Source organism: Serratia sp. Sp408 (assembly GCF_057180665.1).
The window spans coordinates 723,325-737,803 of sequence record NZ_JBXUFT010000001.1 but is presented as its reverse complement, the minus strand read 5'-3'; the positions used below and the strand labels follow the sequence as shown (position 1 = coordinate 737,803).

17 protein-coding genes are annotated in these 14,479 nt (G+C 56.4%); 8 read left to right on the top strand and 9 right to left on the bottom strand.

Annotation, left to right across the window (positions count from 1 at the left end; translation table 11 throughout):
• Nucleotides 1–91 precede the first annotated feature (91 nt).
• Nucleotides 92–1,102: an NAD-dependent epimerase/dehydratase family protein gene (locus tag AC2AXP_RS03565; RefSeq protein ID WP_004965035.1), complete on the top strand. Its 1,011-nt coding sequence runs from the start codon at nucleotides 92–94 to the stop codon at nucleotides 1,100–1,102.
• On the opposite strand, the gene AC2AXP_RS03560 is transcribed toward AC2AXP_RS03565, so the two are convergent.
• From AC2AXP_RS03560 to AC2AXP_RS03550, 3 genes are all read right to left on the bottom strand, one after another.
• Complete coding sequence (locus tag AC2AXP_RS03560) at nucleotides 1,103–1,939, bottom strand: N-acetylmuramoyl-L-alanine amidase (protein WP_371901478.1); 837 nt, start codon at nucleotides 1,937–1,939, stop codon at nucleotides 1,103–1,105.
• A 51-nt stretch (nucleotides 1,940–1,990) separates the two neighbouring features.
• On the bottom strand, nucleotides 1,991–2,314 hold the full coding sequence (locus tag AC2AXP_RS03555) for a heavy metal-binding domain-containing protein (RefSeq protein WP_088499643.1): 324 nt from the start codon (nucleotides 2,312–2,314) through the stop codon (nucleotides 1,991–1,993).
• 104 nt (nucleotides 2,315–2,418) lie between these two features.
• A complete protein-coding gene (locus tag AC2AXP_RS03550; RefSeq protein ID WP_004965040.1) occupies nucleotides 2,419–2,841 on the bottom strand; it encodes a DUF2000 domain-containing protein in 423 nt (140 codons plus the stop codon).
• 170 nt (nucleotides 2,842–3,011) lie between these two features.
• On the opposite strand from AC2AXP_RS03550, the gene AC2AXP_RS03545 reads away from it, so the two are divergent.
• The 7 genes from AC2AXP_RS03545 (at nucleotide 3,012) to AC2AXP_RS03515 (ending at nucleotide 8,234) form a co-directional block, all read left to right on the top strand.
• Nucleotides 3,012–3,497 carry an Lrp/AsnC family transcriptional regulator gene (locus tag AC2AXP_RS03545; RefSeq protein ID WP_004965043.1) on the top strand — a complete coding sequence of 162 codons (486 nt, stop codon included), beginning with the start codon at nucleotides 3,012–3,014 and terminating at the stop codon, nucleotides 3,495–3,497.
• Nucleotides 3,498–3,607: 110 nt separating this feature from the next.
• On the top strand, nucleotides 3,608–4,153 hold the full coding sequence (locus tag AC2AXP_RS03540; RefSeq protein WP_004965044.1) for a lipoprotein: 546 nt from the start codon (nucleotides 3,608–3,610) through the stop codon (nucleotides 4,151–4,153).
• Between the two features lie 262 nt (nucleotides 4,154–4,415).
• Nucleotides 4,416–5,144 (top strand): arginine ABC transporter ATP-binding protein ArtP, encoded by a 729-nt coding sequence (gene artP / locus AC2AXP_RS03535; protein WP_198772764.1) that lies wholly within the window; start codon nucleotides 4,416–4,418, stop codon nucleotides 5,142–5,144.
• Between the two features lie 33 nt (nucleotides 5,145–5,177).
• Entirely contained in the window at nucleotides 5,178–5,909 is a 732-nt protein-coding gene (gene artJ, locus AC2AXP_RS03530; protein ID WP_198772765.1) for an arginine ABC transporter substrate-binding protein, read from the top strand.
• Nucleotides 5,910–5,918: 9 nt separating this feature from the next.
• Nucleotides 5,919–6,635, top strand: a complete 717-nt coding sequence (gene artQ, locus AC2AXP_RS03525; protein WP_004965053.1) for an arginine ABC transporter permease ArtQ — start codon at nucleotides 5,919–5,921, stop codon at nucleotides 6,633–6,635.
• The gene (gene artM / locus AC2AXP_RS03520; protein WP_004965055.1) at nucleotides 6,635–7,303 is read left to right on the top strand and encodes an arginine ABC transporter permease ArtM; all 669 of its coding nucleotides are present in this window, start codon (nucleotides 6,635–6,637) and stop codon (nucleotides 7,301–7,303) included. Before artQ ends, artM begins: the two co-directional genes overlap by 1 nt.
• A 196-nt stretch (nucleotides 7,304–7,499) precedes the next feature.
• Nucleotides 7,500–8,234, top strand: coding sequence for an arginine ABC transporter substrate-binding protein (locus AC2AXP_RS03515; protein ID WP_039992279.1), 735 nt, complete (start codon nucleotides 7,500–7,502; stop codon nucleotides 8,232–8,234).
• 50 nt (nucleotides 8,235–8,284) lie between these two features.
• Here AC2AXP_RS03515 and rlmC read toward each other — a convergent pair whose 3' ends face one another.
• The 6 genes from rlmC to potF form a co-directional block, all read right to left on the bottom strand.
• Nucleotides 8,285–9,412: a 23S rRNA (uracil(747)-C(5))-methyltransferase RlmC gene (gene rlmC / locus AC2AXP_RS03510; protein ID WP_004965058.1), complete on the bottom strand. Its 1,128-nt coding sequence runs from the start codon at nucleotides 9,410–9,412 to the stop codon at nucleotides 8,285–8,287.
• A gap of 56 nt (nucleotides 9,413–9,468) precedes the next feature.
• On the bottom strand, nucleotides 9,469–9,951 hold the full coding sequence (locus tag AC2AXP_RS03505) for a YbjO family protein (protein WP_198772766.1): 483 nt from the start codon (nucleotides 9,949–9,951) through the stop codon (nucleotides 9,469–9,471).
• Between the two features lie 102 nt (nucleotides 9,952–10,053).
• Entirely contained in the window at nucleotides 10,054–10,899 is an 846-nt protein-coding gene (potI, locus tag AC2AXP_RS03500; RefSeq protein ID WP_198772767.1) for a putrescine ABC transporter permease PotI, read from the bottom strand.
• Nucleotides 10,896–11,861: a putrescine ABC transporter permease PotH gene (potH, locus tag AC2AXP_RS03495; protein WP_004965063.1), complete on the bottom strand. Its 966-nt coding sequence runs from the start codon at nucleotides 11,859–11,861 to the stop codon at nucleotides 10,896–10,898. The genes potI and potH overlap by 4 nt, the downstream gene beginning before the upstream one ends.
• A 21-nt stretch (nucleotides 11,862–11,882) precedes the next feature.
• Nucleotides 11,883–13,016: a putrescine ABC transporter ATP-binding subunit PotG gene (gene potG / locus AC2AXP_RS03490; protein ID WP_004965065.1), complete on the bottom strand. Its 1,134-nt coding sequence runs from the start codon at nucleotides 13,014–13,016 to the stop codon at nucleotides 11,883–11,885.
• Nucleotides 13,017–13,144: 128 nt separating this feature from the next.
• Nucleotides 13,145–14,254 carry a spermidine/putrescine ABC transporter substrate-binding protein PotF gene (gene potF / locus AC2AXP_RS03485; protein WP_004965067.1) on the bottom strand — a complete coding sequence of 370 codons (1,110 nt, stop codon included), beginning with the start codon at nucleotides 14,252–14,254 and terminating at the stop codon, nucleotides 13,145–13,147.
• Nucleotides 14,255–14,479: the final 225 nt, after the last annotated feature.

Here is a 14,479-nt window from a genome sequence, read left to right as displayed (position 1 = left end):
GCGCACGAAATCACGAAAGAATGGCACCTTATTTGCTGGGACGCGAAAACTGCGCCCAGCCCTCTGATTTTTGGTGAGAATAGAGTTCGTTATGAAGGTATTGGTCACCGGCGCAACCAGTGGGTTAGGCCGAAACGCCGTTGAATATCTCCGCCGTCAGGGCATTAAAGTGCGCGCTACCGGTCGTAATCAGGCCATGGGCAGCCTGCTGGAGAAAATGGGCGCCGAATTCATTCAAGCCGATCTCACCAATCTGGTGTCTTCACAGGCCAAAGCGATGCTGGCCGAAGTGGACGTGCTGTGGCACTGTTCCAGTTTTACCTCGCCATGGGGTACCGAAGAAGCCTTCGAACTGGCCAACGTGCGCGCTACCCGCCGCCTGGGAGAATGGGCGGCAGCGTATGGCGTCGCCCAGTTTATCCATATCTCTTCGCCGGCGATCTACTTTGATTATCATCACCATCGCAATGTCACCGAAGAGTTCCGCCCGGTGCGCTACGCCAATGAATTTGCCCGTAGCAAAGCCGCCGGCGAGCAGGTGATTGAGCAACTGGCGATGTCCAATCCGCAGACCCACTTCACCATTCTGCGCCCGCAGGGGCTGTTCGGCCCGCACGATAAGGTGATGCTGCCGCGCCTGCTGCATATGATCAAACACTACGGCAACCTGCTGCTGCCACGCGGCGGCGCGGCACTGGTGGATATGACCTATCTGGAAAATGCGGTGCATGCCATGTGGCTGGCGACACAAAAAGAGAACACGCCGTCCGGGCGCGCCTACAACATTACCAATCAGCAGGCGCGTCCGTTACGAACGGTCGTGCAGCAGCTGATTGATGAGTTGGGCATGAAGTGTCGCATTCGCTCGGTGCCCTACCCGATGCTCGACATGATGGCTCGTGGTATGGAAAAACTGGGCAGCAAAAGCGAAAAAGAACCGGTGCTGACCCACTACGGCGTGGCAAAGCTCAATTTCGACCTGACGCTGGACACCACGCGCGCCCAGCAGGAACTTGACTACCGACCGATCGTATCGCTGGACGAAGGGATAGCCCGCACCGCCCGCTGGTTAAAAAATCACGGCAAGCTGCACGGTCTGTGATCAGCGCGCTGGCGGGTACTTCTGCAATAAGGCATCGATAATCGCCTCACTTTCCGCATCCGGCTCACCGCGATAATCGCTGGGCCGGAAATGCATCTGAAATGCCGCCAACAGGTTGTGCTGCTGCCGCGCGTCCCATTTGGCATCAACCGTATAACCGTAGCGCGCCAGCTTCGCCAGCAGCGGCAGCATCGGCACCGGCGCCTGCGGCTTGCGCCCCGCCAGATAATGCTGCACCACGCCCGGATCCGGCCAGGCCCCCACCCCGGCCTGCGCCAGTTGCCGCCAGGGAAAGAGCGGCCCCGGATCCTGTTTGCGCTGCGGCGCGATATCGCTGTGCCCCACCACATCCACGGGTTGTATGCCGTAGCGGGCAATAATGTCGCGGGCGAGTTCGGTCAACAGTGCAATTTGTTGCGGCGTGTAAGGCTGCCAGGATTGTGACAGCAACCGACGCTGATAACCGCGGTTGACAATTTCGATGCCGATTGAGGTGTCATTCAGGCCGCTACGACCGCGCCATTGGCTGGCACCGGCATGCCAGGCACGCATCTGTTCGGGCACCAGTTGATACGCCAACGGCTTGCCGTTCTGCACCGGTGGCCGCGCCGGCAACAGATAATGGGCGCTGACGTGTTCGTCAGTCAGGGTCTTGAGCGAGGAATGAAAATCTTCGGCGGTGTAATGCATCACCAGAAAACGAATACGTTGATCGGCGCCCTGCGCCTGATGAAGGGTTTCCAGCCGATAACCGCCATGGTCGACGACGGTATTCTGCGGTTGGCCCTGGCAGCCCGCCAGCACCCCGATAGCGGCAATCCATAACCACTTGCTCACGCGCCCTCCTGGTTTGTCATGCGGCCCGGCGTAATGCCGGGCCTCGCGGGATTAACGCGCGACCTTTACCGCCGTGCCGCTGACCGTCACCATCAGCATACTGCTGTCTTTGCCGACGGTTTCATAATCAATATCAATCCCTACCACCGCATTGGCGCCCAGTTCTTTCGCCTGTTCCTGCAGTTCCTGGAATGCCAGTTGACGCGCCTTGCGCAGCTCTTTTTCATAGGCGCCGGAACGGCCGCCGACGATGTCACGTACGCCGGCAAAAAAATCACGGAAGATGTTGGCGCCGAGGATCGCTTCGCCGGTGACAACGCCGCAATATTCGCTAATGGTGAATCCTTCCAGAGTTGGGGTGGTGGAAAGCTGCATGGTGATCTCCTTGATATATGCCTTAATCGCTTTACTCTGACCACCAGTTTAGCATTATGTTCTGCCGCAGGTCACCGGAAGTGCCGCGCCACGGTTGGCTGACGTTAACGGTACAGCGGCAGATTGCCGGTCAGCGCGTTGATTTTCTTTTTCGGCCCGATCAGGCCGAGCGCCACCAGCTCGATTTGCTCGCTGGCTACCGCCGCAATCCGTGCACGGTAGTCGTCATAGGTTTTGCATGATTGCGCCAACGCGCTGAACGGCATGCAATAAATCTCGTCATCGTGCTCGGTACGGGCCAGCAACGCCAGCAGCGCGGCTCCCGATGCACGCAAGATCGGCAACGGTACCGAAATTACCCCGGGGTAATTGACCCCGTCCTGACTGGCAACATCCGACCCCACCAGGTTTTCCAGCGTTTTGCCAAAGCCAATGCCGATCACGCTCACCGCATTCATTGACAGCCCCACACCCAGATCCCGATCGACAATAATGGCGCACTTGTGCACCGCAGCATCAAACTTCATTTTTATTCCTTAAAGAAATTAATCAAATTGCATAGCTATTCGCTTCGACAACCTGGAAACGACCGAGGATTATTATGCCAGTCACCTTGAGGTAAAAGTGACCTATATGGCTTGAAACACCCGCCAAATTGGGTAGGATTAACCAATTTACAGCCGCATAGAGAAATAAAATGAATAAAAGCAGCTTGGAACCGGCAGAGATAAAAATTCTTGACGCTCTGCAACAGGATGCGCGCGTCACTAACCAGACATTAGCCGATCAAATCGGTATGTCGGCCTCCCCGTGCTGGCGCAAAGTGCGCAAACTGGAAGATGACGCGGTGATCCAGGGGTATCGCGCGGTGCTCGACCGCCGCAAGATTGGGCTAGGCGTGATGGTATTCATACGCGTCAGCATCGACAGTCACAGCGCAGCCGAAGCGCTGAAGTTTGAACAGCAAGTCAGCGATTTGGACGACGTGGTAGCCTGCTACAGCATCGGCGGCGATGCAGACTTTCTGTTGCAGGTGGTGGCAAGGGATCTGGACACCTACGCCGAGTTCGCCATGTCGGTGATCCGCCGCCTGCCCGGCATCAAGGAAATGCAAAGCATGTTCGTGCTAAAGGAAATCAAACCGTTCGTGGCATTCCCGATCAAGAAGCCGGCGCAGCGATAAGGCAAAAAGTGCAGCATCTGATAAAACCTGTCGGGTATTTTGGTGGTAAAGTTTTCTGCGTATAAACTGTAAGTTGTCGATCTTCAAGAAACATCACATAAGGTAATGAGATGAAAACAAAAACGATTGCGGCGGTTTTACCTTTAGCCCTGGCGTTAAGTGCGTGTACCACCGTCGAGCCGGCCTATAAGGATATTGGCACCCGCACCGGCGCGTGCATCGAAGGCGGCCCAAGCCAGGTGGCACAGAGGTTCTACGATCTGCGCATCGAACAGGGTAGCCTCACTTTGCCGGACGCCAATCGTCTGGCCCAGTTCCAGCCGTACCTGAGCAAAGTGCTGTATCAGGATCTGCTCAGTGCCAACCAGAACGCAGGGCGCCAACCGGCGGCAGGCGATTTGCTGACCGGTAATGCCGAAGGCGCCACCAGCGCCAAGGTGGCCAGTTCCTCCACCATTCCCAATACCGACGCCAAGAATATTCCGCTACGCGTGCAACTGAGCTATCAAAAAGACGGCGGCAGTGCCAAAAGCTGGCAAAACGAAGTGCTGATGGTACGTGAAGGCAGCTGCTGGGTGGTTGATGACGTTCGTTATATGAACGTTCCCGCGCATGCCGCCAGCGGCACCCTGCGCCAGATTCTGGAAAATCGTTAATTTTACCGCCGCGGCTGCCGATCCCCCCGTTCGGCAGCCCGTTCACCACATTGATTCCGCTGTTTTTTTAATCGAACAAACAAATTTCGCTAGCCATCTCACACCGTGCGCGACAAAACCAGCCATCTGGCGTGCAGTACGATATGTTGTGCTATTCTTTTATTATCCCGCTGCGCAGTAATAAATTTTAACTCACAAAGATTGCATAAGTATTCTGTGGAAGTTAACATTCGCGGCATCAATGTCTATTCAATTCCGGCGCATGAGCATTCAACTAAAAGAGATAAACTGCTTTTACGGCGCGCATCAGGCGCTGTTTAACATCACGCTGGATTGTCCAGCAGGAGAAACGCTGGTGCTGCTTGGTCCAAGCGGCGCCGGCAAAAGTTCATTGCTGCGGGTGCTGAACCTGCTGGAAATGCCGCGTTCCGGCCATTTGCAGATTGCCGGCAACCAGTTCGACTTCAAGCAGGCTCCGGGTGAAAAAGCCATTCGCGAACTGCGGCAGAACGTCGGCATGGTGTTTCAGCAGTACAACCTGTGGCCGCATCTCACCGTGGTACAAAACCTGATCGAAGCGCCCTGCCGCGTGCTGGGTCTGAGCAAGGCGCAGGCGATGGCGCGTGCCGACAAGTTGCTGACGCGTCTGCGCCTCACCGATTTTGCCGATCGCTTCCCGCTGCACCTGTCCGGTGGCCAGCAACAGCGCGTGGCGATCGCACGGGCGCTGATGATGGAACCGCAGGTGCTGCTGTTCGACGAGCCCACCGCCGCGCTGGATCCCGAAATTACCGCCCAGATCGTCAGCATCATTCGCGAACTGGCCGGCACCGGCATTACCCAGGTGATCGTAACTCACGAAGTGGAAGTGGCGCGCAAGACCGCCAGCCGCGTGGTGTACATGGAAAACGGCCGGGTGGTAGAACAGGGCGACGCCAGCCATTTTGCCCAGCCACAGACCACCGAGTTTGCCAACTATTTATCACACTAATTATTACACCAGCTGTTTTTAGGGGAGTTTGCGATGAAAAAACTAATAATTGCCGCCGTTTTAGCCGGCATCAGCGTTTCCGCTACCGCAGCCGAAACGATTCGTTTCGCTACCGAAGCCTCTTATCCGCCGTTTGAATTCGTTGGCGCCGACAACAAGATCCAGGGGTTTGACGTCGATCTGGCCAATGCGATGTGTAAAGAGATGCAGGCCACCTGTACCTTCACCAATCAGGCGTTTGACAGCCTGATCCCTAGCCTGAAGTTCAAGCGTTTCGACGCCGTGATGGCCGGCATGGACATCACCCCCGAGCGTGAAAAACAGGTGCTGTTCACCAAACCTTACTACGACAACTCCGCACTGTTCATCGCGCAGAAAGGCAAAGTGGCCGACGTCGCCAGCTTGAAGGGCAAAAAGGTCGGCGTGCAGAACGGCACCACGCACCAGAAATTCCTGACTGACAAGCACCCGGAAATCACTACCGTACCTTACGATAGCTACCAGAACGCGATCCTCGATCTGAAAAACGGTCGCGTCGATGCGGTCTTCGGCGATACCGCCGTGGTCAATGAATGGCTGAAACAGAATGACGCACTGACCGCCGTCGGCGACAAGGTAACCGATAAGGGCTACTTCGGTACCGGCCTTGGCATCGCCGTTCGCCAGAAAAACACCGATCTGCAGGGCAAGTTCAACGCTGCACTGGACAAGATCAAGCAGGATGGGACCTACGAAACCATCTATAAAAAATGGTTTCAGCAGTAATCAACCCCAATGAATGAATTTCAACCTTTAGCAAGCGCCGCCGGGATGACCGTCGGCCTTGCGGTGTGCGCGCTGGCGCTTGGCCTTATCCTGGCGATGCTGTTTGCCGTCTGGGAGTCTGCACGCTGGAATGTCGTCAGTTGGCTGGGCACCGCCTGGGTCACCCTGTTGCGCGGCCTGCCGGAAATTCTGGTGGTGCTGTTTATTTACTTCGGTTCGTCGCAACTGCTGCTGATCTTGTCCGACGGCTTTACGCTCAATCTGGGCCTGTTTGAGCTGCCGATCCAGATTGATATCGAAAACTTCGAAGTCAGCCCGTTCCTGTGTGGGGTGATCGCGCTGGCGCTGCTGTATTCGGCCTACGCGTCGCAAACGCTGCGCGGCGCGCTGAAAGCGGTGCCGCAGGGGCAATGGGAATCGGGCCAGGCGCTCGGGCTGAGCAAGGCGGCGATTTTCTTCCGTTTGATCATGCCGCAGATGTGGCGTCATGCGCTGCCGGGGCTGGGCAATCAGTGGCTGGTGCTGCTGAAGGACACCGCCCTGGTGTCGCTGATCAGCGTGAACGATTTGATGCTGCAAACCAAAAGCATTGCCACCCGCACCCAGGAACCCTTTACCTGGTATGTGATTGCCGCAGCGATTTACCTGCTGGTCACATTGTTGAGTCAATACGTAATCAAGCGCATCGAGCTGCGTACCACACGTTTTGAGCGAGGGCCGGTCTGATGCTGGAATATTTACCGGAAATCGCCAAAGGGCTGCACACCAGCCTGACCCTGACGATGGCCGCACTGGTGGTCGCGCTGATCCTGTCGCTGCTGCTGACGGTGATCCTGACGCTGAAAATCCCGGTGCTGACGCCATTGGTGAAAATCTATATCACCCTGTTTACCGGTACGCCGCTATTGGTGCAGATTTTCCTGATTTACTACGGCCCCGGTCAGTTCCCGGCCATCCGCGATTACCCGTGGTTATGGAGCCTGCTGTCGCAACCGTGGCTGTGCGCCATGATTGCGCTGGCGCTCAACAGCGCGGCCTATACCACCCAGCTGTTCTACGGTGCGGTACGGGCGATCCCGGCCGGCCAATGGCAATCGTGCGAAGCACTCGGCATGTCACGACGCCAGACTCTGCGCATCTTGCTGCCCTTTGCCTTTAAACGTGCCCTGTCCTCTTATTCCAACGAGGTGGTGCTGGTGTTTAAAAGTACCTCGCTGGCCTACACCATTACGCTGATGGAGGTGATGGGCTACAGCCAGTTGATGTACGGACGCACCTACGACGTGATGGTTTTCGCCGCCGCTGGTCTGGTCTACCTGATCGTCAATGGCCTGCTGACGCTGCTGATGCGTCTGGTGGAACGCCGCGCGCTGGCGTTTGAACGCCGAAACTGATCCCGTCGTGTTCTGGCCCTGTGTCCCGCAGGGCCGCCCTCCAATGCGTTAATTTTTTAATCATTTTTATTGCATATTAATTCACTCAATGGCATGGTTATCTACGGCACCATCAGCGGCACCCCGTCGCATTTCGTCAGAAAAATCAAACGATGGCCGCATAATGACAATCAAATTTGCAGACAGGAGTTTTCGCATGAAAAAATTATTAGTCGCGGCGGCGGTGCTGGCCGCAATGAGCTTCAGCGTGCAGGCTGCCGAGACGCTTCGCTTCGCCTCCTCGGCAACTTATCCACCGTTTGAATCATTGGATGCCAATAATCAAATCGTCGGTTTTGATATCGATCTGGCCAAGGCGTTGTGCAAACAGATGCAGACCGAATGCACCTTTACCAACCAGGCGTTCGACAGCCTGATTGCGGCGCTGAAGTTCAAAAAATACGATGCGGTCATTTCCGGCATGGACATCACGCCAGAGCGCAGCAAGCAGGTCAGCTTTACCCAGCCGTACTATGCCAATTCGGCGATTGTCATCGCGCAAAAGGGCAAATACGCCACTCTGGCTGATTTGAAAGGCAAAAAAGTGGGGATGGAAAACGGCACCACCCATCAGAAATACATGCAGGACAAACATCCCGAAATTAATACCGTCGCCTACGACAGCTATCAGAATGCCATTCTGGAGCTGAAGAACGGCCGGGTTGATGGCGTGTTCGGCGACACCGCGGTGGTCAATGAATGGTTGAAGAGCAACCCGAACCTGGCGCCGGTCGGCGAGCACATTACCGACGCGCAATACTTCGGCACCGGGCTGGGCATAGCGGTTCGCCCGGACAATCAGGCATTGCTGGCCAAACTGAACGCCGCGCTGGCCGCCATCAAGGCTGACGGCACCTATAAGGCCATCAACGATAAGTGGTTCCCACAGTAATCCGCTCCGGGGCGCAGCGCATTGTTGCGCCCCGCCTGCCTGGCACCGGCTTAACCGCGCACCAGCAGGGTCAACACTTCATAATGCGCGGTATGCGGGAACATGTCGAACAGCTGCACGCGTTCGATCCGGTAGTCTGGCAGCATCGCCAGATCTTTTGCCATACTCTGCGCGTTACAACTTGAATACAGAATATAGTCCGGTGCCATACGGTGCAGATAGTCGCACAGCGCCTGGCCGATACCGCGTCTGGGCGGGTTCACCAGTACCAGCTGCGGTACCTCGCCTTCGGCGGTGGCAAAATGGGTGGAATCCAATGCCTGGAAATTAACCTGACGTAAGCCCAGCGCCGCCGCCGATTGCCGCGCGCAGGCAATGGCTTCGGCATTGATTTCAATACCGGTAAGACGCGTTTGCGCGCGGGCGCAGTGCAGTCCAAAGCCGCCGACGCCGCAGAACAGATCCCACATGCTGTCAATAGCCAGCGCCTGCACCCAGTCACGCGCGGTAGCATACAGATCGGCCGCTACCTGCGGATTGGTTTGGAAGAAACTTTGCGGGCGAATATACAGCGGCACCTGGTTAAACCGCTCTTCCAGCGCCTGTCGCTCGGTCAGCGGGATTTCCCGCTCGCCTTCCAGGATCGCCATATGCACCGGCTGAATATTGGCGGAAATCACCGTCGCCTGTGGCAAACGTTGCTGCAACCATGGCAAAGCGGCACGCAGCTGCGTCAATTTGCTTTCCGAGCGCAAGACAAATCGCAGCATCACCTCGCCGTTCAGCGTGCTTTCGGTCAATAACAGATACTTTAGTTCGCCACGTTTACGAGCAACGTTGTACGGGGTCAAACCGGCGCGAGCGATAAACGTTTTCAGTAGCGTCAACATCGGCGCGAAGCTGGCGGGATACAGTGGGCAGGCGCATAAATCCACCGGCGTGCCGTCACGGTGCAGCATGCCTAACAGCGGGCGCTCTACGCTGCCGCTGACCACCATTTTGGCTTTATTACGAAAAGCGCCCTGTTGACCCGCGGCGGGCGCCAGCCATTGCGCCACCTGGCGCCCGGCCAGCAGCGTTTGCAGGTGATGCTGTTTGTCAGCCAGTTGCTGCGAATAAGGCTTTTCCAGCCACTGGCAGGAACGACAGCTGCCCGCCGTGTACAACGCGCAATGCATAAGATACCTTCATCTTTCTAACTACAGGCACAGATTGAGGGCGCAGAGTTTAGCACTCAGCGACGGGCGGCGAAATAGCGTCGGCTGGCGGCGGGCAGGAACAACAAAGCCAAAATCACCACGTCGGGGATTTTTTCGAGCATCAGGGTATGCAGGATTTGAGCGTTGGTTTCACCGTCAACGGTAAATACTTCCGGTAAAAAACTGCCGATAGTCGCCAACAGCAAATAACCGACCACCACCGCCTGGCACAGCACATAACCCCAACGGCCCCGGTTGCGGCCACGCATCACGGCAAAGCCACAATAGATTTGCAGGCATAGCATCAAAATCCCCGCCAAAAAGATCAGTGTGGAATCCCAGGCCTGTGCGCTGGTACTGACAAACTCCCGTGTGCCGGACACGCCAAGCTCTCCCAGCAGCAATAGCACGCTGACGCATTTAATCGCCACCATAGCGCTGCCGGCGACCATCACCGCCACCGGTGCATCAGATTGCGCTTTTATTGTTCCCTGCCTGCTTCTCAACATGTCTGACATATCCGCGTTCCGAAACGAAATGCCGCCAGGCGGCGGCGTATAAAGTCAGTGAATCATTTATTGTGAGAATATAATTGCAAAAAATAGCAGGTTTACAGGCAATCAGCTACGGGCGGCCTTTTGCAAATCGCGCGATCGCTGTTTTTCCGAGCGCGCCATCCACCACCAGGCGATCAGGCCAATCACGCCCACCACCAGCAGAATCAGACTCGCCAAGGCGTTGATTTCCGGGTTTACCCCCATGCGCACGCTAGAGAACACCAGCATCGGCAAGGTGGTCGAACCGGGGCCGGCGACGAAGCTGGCAATCACCAGATCGTCCAGCGACAGGGTAAACGCCAGCATCCAGCCAGAAATCAGCGCCGGTGCAATCATCGGCAAAGTGATCACAAAGAACACTTTCAACGGTGTGGCGCCAAGATCCATTGCCGCTTCTTCGATTGAACGATCCAGTTCGCGCAAACGGGAGCTAATCACCACCGAGACATAGGCGGTACAAAAGGTCACGTGCGCCAGCCAGATGGTGAACATGCCACGTTCCGACGGCCAGCCAAAGGCATGCCCCATCGCCACAAACAGCAATAGCAGTGACAACCCAGTGATCACATCGGGCATCACCAGCGGTGCGGTCAGCATAAAGGCGAAGCCGGTCGAACCGCGAAAACGGCCGAAACGCACCATCACCACGGCGGCTATAGTGCCAAGGATCACCGCCGCCGTTGCCGAGGCGGCGGCAATGGTCAGGCTCAGTCCCACCGCACCGATCATCGCCGAATCATGGAATAGCTCGCTATACCAGCGGGTGGACCAGCCGGCCCACACCGTTACCAGCTTCGAACTGTTGAACGAATAGATCACCAGCATCAGCATCGGCGCATACAGGAAGGTAAAGCCCAGCGCCAGAATTACTCGGCGCCATGGCGAACGCACTACCGGCAAGTTGTTCATCCCTGCCCTCCCATTTCTTTGTTCTGGTGTTTGTGGAACCAGAGTATTGGCAGGATCAGCAGCAACAGCATCACAATCGCTACCGCCGAGGCCACTGGCCAATCGCGGTTATTGAAGAACTCCTGCCACAGCACGCGACCGATCATGATGCTGTCCGGCCCGCCGAGCAATTCCGGGATAACGAACTCCCCCACCGCAGGAATAAACACCAGCATCGATCCGGCGATAATGCCGCCGCGCGTCAGCGGAACAATCACGCTGAAGAAGGTTTTCAGCGGCCGCGCGCCCAGATCCAGCGAAGCTTCGACCAGCGAGTAATCCAGCCGTATCAATGCGGTATAGATCGGCAACACCATAAATGGCAGGTAGGAATAGACGATGCCGATATACACCGCCAGATTGGTATGCAGAATCACCAACGGTTGATCGATAACCCCGAGCCACAGCAGGAAATTGTTCAAAATGCCGTTGTTCTTCAGGATCCCCATCCAGGCATACACCCGGATCAGAAACGAGGTCCATGAGGGCAGGATCACCAGCAGCAACAATATGTTGCGCGTGGACGGTTTGCTGTGCGCCACCGCCCAGGCCAGCGGATAGCCGATCGCCAGACAGCATAGCGTGGAGACCGCGGCGATCTGCAAGGATTGCAGATAGGCCTCGATATACAGTGGATCGTCGGTAAGTTGCAGATAATTGGCGAAGTTCAGCGCAATCTGCAATTGCCCGTCCGCCCAGCTCACCAGATCGGTATAAGGTGGAATGGCGCGCGCCATTTCCGCCAGGCTGATTTTAAATACGATCAGGAACGGCAGTAAAAACAGCAATATCAGCCACAGGTAAGGCAGCGCGATCACCAATTTGCGGCCATGGGCCATGCGCAGGCGGCGGAACAACGCTTCCAGCGGCCCAGGCGAGCGGATCGCGGGCTGCGGCGGCGTACCTTCAGAAAACAGTGTCATAACGGAATCCTCACCGACGGCCTACACCGTCAACACGACGCAACTGTCAGTTTCCCAACACAGGCGCACTTCGTCGCCCCAGGTCGGCATCCCCTTGCGGAAACGGTGACCGTTCTGCAATTGAGCACTGATAATCTGACCGCTGAGCAGCTTTACATGGTATATAGACAGATCGCCCAGATAGGCGATATGCACCACCTCTCCCAGCGCAAAGTTGCAGCCGTCTTGCGGCACTTCGTCGCATAACATGATTTTTTCCGGCCGCAGCGCCACCTGGATCGGTACGCCGTCCACCACCGAGGCGTCAGGATCGACCTTGATCGCATGACGCAACCCCGGACTTTGCAGGATCAGCGCTTCGTCCTGGCGTTCCTGTAATACGCAGTCAAACACGTTGACCGAACCGATGAATTCCGCACTGAAGCGGCTGTTCGGGTGTTCGTATATTTCTTCCGGTTCGCCGATCTGCACAAACTTGCCGCGGTTCATGATGGCGATACGTCCTGCCATGGTCATTGCTTCTTCCTGATCGTGGGTAACCATCACACAGGTAACGCCCACTCGCTCCAGAATATCCACCACTTCCAGCTGCATCCGATCGCGCAGCTTTTTATCCAGCGCGCCCATGGGTTCATCCAGCAGCAGCAGTTTCGGCCGCTTCGCCAGGCTACGCGCCAACGCCACACGCTGGCGCTGGCCGCCGGACAGCTGATGCGGCTTACGCTTGGCGTATTCCTGCATATGCACCAGCGACAGCATTTCCGCTACCCGTTCATTGATTGCGCCACGTGGCATTTTGTCCTGTTTCAGACCGAAGGCGATGTTTTGCTCCACCGTCATGTGCGGGAACAGCGCGTAAGACTGAAACATCATGTTGACCGGGCGTTGATAGGGCGGCACCAGCGCCAGATCCTGCCCATCCAGCATGATCTGCCCTCGGGTCGGCTGTTCAAAGCCGGCCAGCATGCGCAACAGCGTCGACTTGCCGCAGCCGGATGGGCCAAGCAGGGCAAAAATCTCGCCTTTGTAGATGGTCAGGCTGACGTCTTCCACGGCGTTTTGGCCATCGAAGGTTTTGGTCAGGTTGCGAATTTCCAGCAGAGGGGTAAACACCTTCTGCGTTTTGGCTTGAGGACGGGGGATCGCGTCGTTCAATCGGGGTGTTCTCCGGTGCTAAGGCAGCTCAAAAACCACGGCGATCGCCGTGGCACTAACAAGGGCAAGGCAGGCGGTCAATGCCGCCTGCCGATCGTCGAGGATTAACGATCCGGGCGCCGCGATGATTACTTGCCGCTTTTAACTTTAGTCCAGGCACGGGTGATCACGCGATCAAGCTTCGGCTCCTGCACCTTCAGCGTGAACATTTTGGCGCGCACCTCTGCCGGCGGGTAAATGCCCGGGTTATCACGCACCTCGGCATTCACCAACGGCGTGGCGGCCGCGTTGCCGCTGGCGTAATAGACGTGGTTGCTGATATCGGCAATGATTTCCGGCTTCATCAGGAAATTAAGGAACTGGTAGGCTTCATCCTTGTTTTTGGCGTCGGCCGGCATGGCGAAGACGTCAAAGAACGCCAGCGCGCCCTCCTTTGGAATGCTGTACGCCACGTTAACGCCGTTTTTGGCATCCTTGGCGCGGTTGGACGCCTGCATGACGTCACCCGCCCAGCCGATCGCCACGCAGATATCGCCGTTGGCCAGATCGTTTATATACTGAGAGGAATGGAAATAACGCACGCTTGGTCGCAGTTTCAGCAGCAGATCGGTGGCCGGGCCAGTGTAATCCTTGGCATCGCTGCTGTTGGGATCCTTGCCAAGATAGTTCAACACGGTGGCAAATATTTCACTGGGCGCATCAAGGAAGGAAACGCCGCAGCTTTTCAGCTTCTCGAGATTTTCCGGCTTCAGCACCAGATCCCAGCTGTCGACCGGCGCATCTTTACCCAGCGCGGCCTTGACCTTGTCGACGTTATAGCCGATACCGGTGGTGGCCCACAGGTAAGGGATGGCATACTTGTTCTCTGGATCGTGCTTGGCCACCAGCTTTAGCAATTCAGGATCGAGATTTTTATAGTTGGGCAGTTTGCTTTTATCCAGCGGCTGGAACACACCGGCGGACAGTTGGCGCTCCAGGAAGCTGGCCGACGGTACCACCAGGTCAAAACCGGTGCTGCCCGCCATCAGTTTGCCTTCCAGCACTTCGTTGGAGTCAAAGACGTCGTACACCACCTTGATGCCGGTTTCCTTGTGGAATTTCGCCAGGGTGTCCGGTGCTATATAGTCGGACCAGTTATAGACATGCAGGATTTTTTCTTCTGCCGACGCGGTCACGCTTGCCGCCATCAATAAACCGGCAACAACGCCCGACAACCACTTTTTACGTTGGGTGACCATCCGTAACTACCTCCAAAACAAAGGGTGAATTTGTATCCCAGAATGATACAAAACCTGTCTTGCCCGAGTGCAATCGTTGCAATGGAAAGTGCATGCCTATGCAATTGATTACCTAATGCTTTATTGCTTGACAGCCTGCATGGCCACCAGGTGATTTACCGACCTTTTGGCCGCATCAGCAGCATAACCGCTGCGCAGGCATCGCACCATACGCTAGGGTAAAAA

Excerpts from the sequence above, each read along its gene's own strand:
- AC2AXP_RS03565 (WP_004965035.1), top strand. The coding sequence starts at position 92 with ATGAAGGTATTGGTCACCGGCGCAACCAGTGGGTTAGGCCGAAACGCC.
- AC2AXP_RS03555 (WP_088499643.1), bottom strand. The coding sequence starts at position 2,314 with ATGCAGCTTTCCACCACCCCAACTCTGGAAGGATTCACCATTAGCGAA.
- AC2AXP_RS03550 (WP_004965040.1), bottom strand. The coding sequence starts at position 2,841 with ATGAAGTTTGATGCTGCGGTGCACAAGTGCGCCATTATTGTCGATCGG.
- AC2AXP_RS03545 (WP_004965043.1), top strand. The coding sequence starts at position 3,012 with ATGAATAAAAGCAGCTTGGAACCGGCAGAGATAAAAATTCTTGACGCT.
- AC2AXP_RS03540 (WP_004965044.1), top strand. The coding sequence starts at position 3,608 with ATGAAAACAAAAACGATTGCGGCGGTTTTACCTTTAGCCCTGGCGTTA.
- artP (WP_198772764.1), top strand. The coding sequence starts at position 4,416 with ATGAGCATTCAACTAAAAGAGATAAACTGCTTTTACGGCGCGCATCAG.
- artJ (WP_198772765.1), top strand. The coding sequence starts at position 5,178 with ATGAAAAAACTAATAATTGCCGCCGTTTTAGCCGGCATCAGCGTTTCC.
- artQ (WP_004965053.1), top strand. The coding sequence starts at position 5,919 with ATGAATGAATTTCAACCTTTAGCAAGCGCCGCCGGGATGACCGTCGGC.
- artM (WP_004965055.1), top strand. The coding sequence starts at position 6,635 with ATGCTGGAATATTTACCGGAAATCGCCAAAGGGCTGCACACCAGCCTG.
- AC2AXP_RS03515 (WP_039992279.1), top strand. The coding sequence starts at position 7,500 with ATGAAAAAATTATTAGTCGCGGCGGCGGTGCTGGCCGCAATGAGCTTC.
- rlmC (WP_004965058.1), bottom strand. The coding sequence starts at position 9,412 with ATGCATTGCGCGTTGTACACGGCGGGCAGCTGTCGTTCCTGCCAGTGG.
- AC2AXP_RS03505 (WP_198772766.1), bottom strand. The coding sequence starts at position 9,951 with ATGTCAGACATGTTGAGAAGCAGGCAGGGAACAATAAAAGCGCAATCT.
- potI (WP_198772767.1), bottom strand. The coding sequence starts at position 10,899 with ATGAACAACTTGCCGGTAGTGCGTTCGCCATGGCGCCGAGTAATTCTG.
- potH (WP_004965063.1), bottom strand. The coding sequence starts at position 11,861 with ATGACACTGTTTTCTGAAGGTACGCCGCCGCAGCCCGCGATCCGCTCG.
- potF (WP_004965067.1), bottom strand. The coding sequence starts at position 14,254 with ATGGTCACCCAACGTAAAAAGTGGTTGTCGGGCGTTGTTGCCGGTTTA.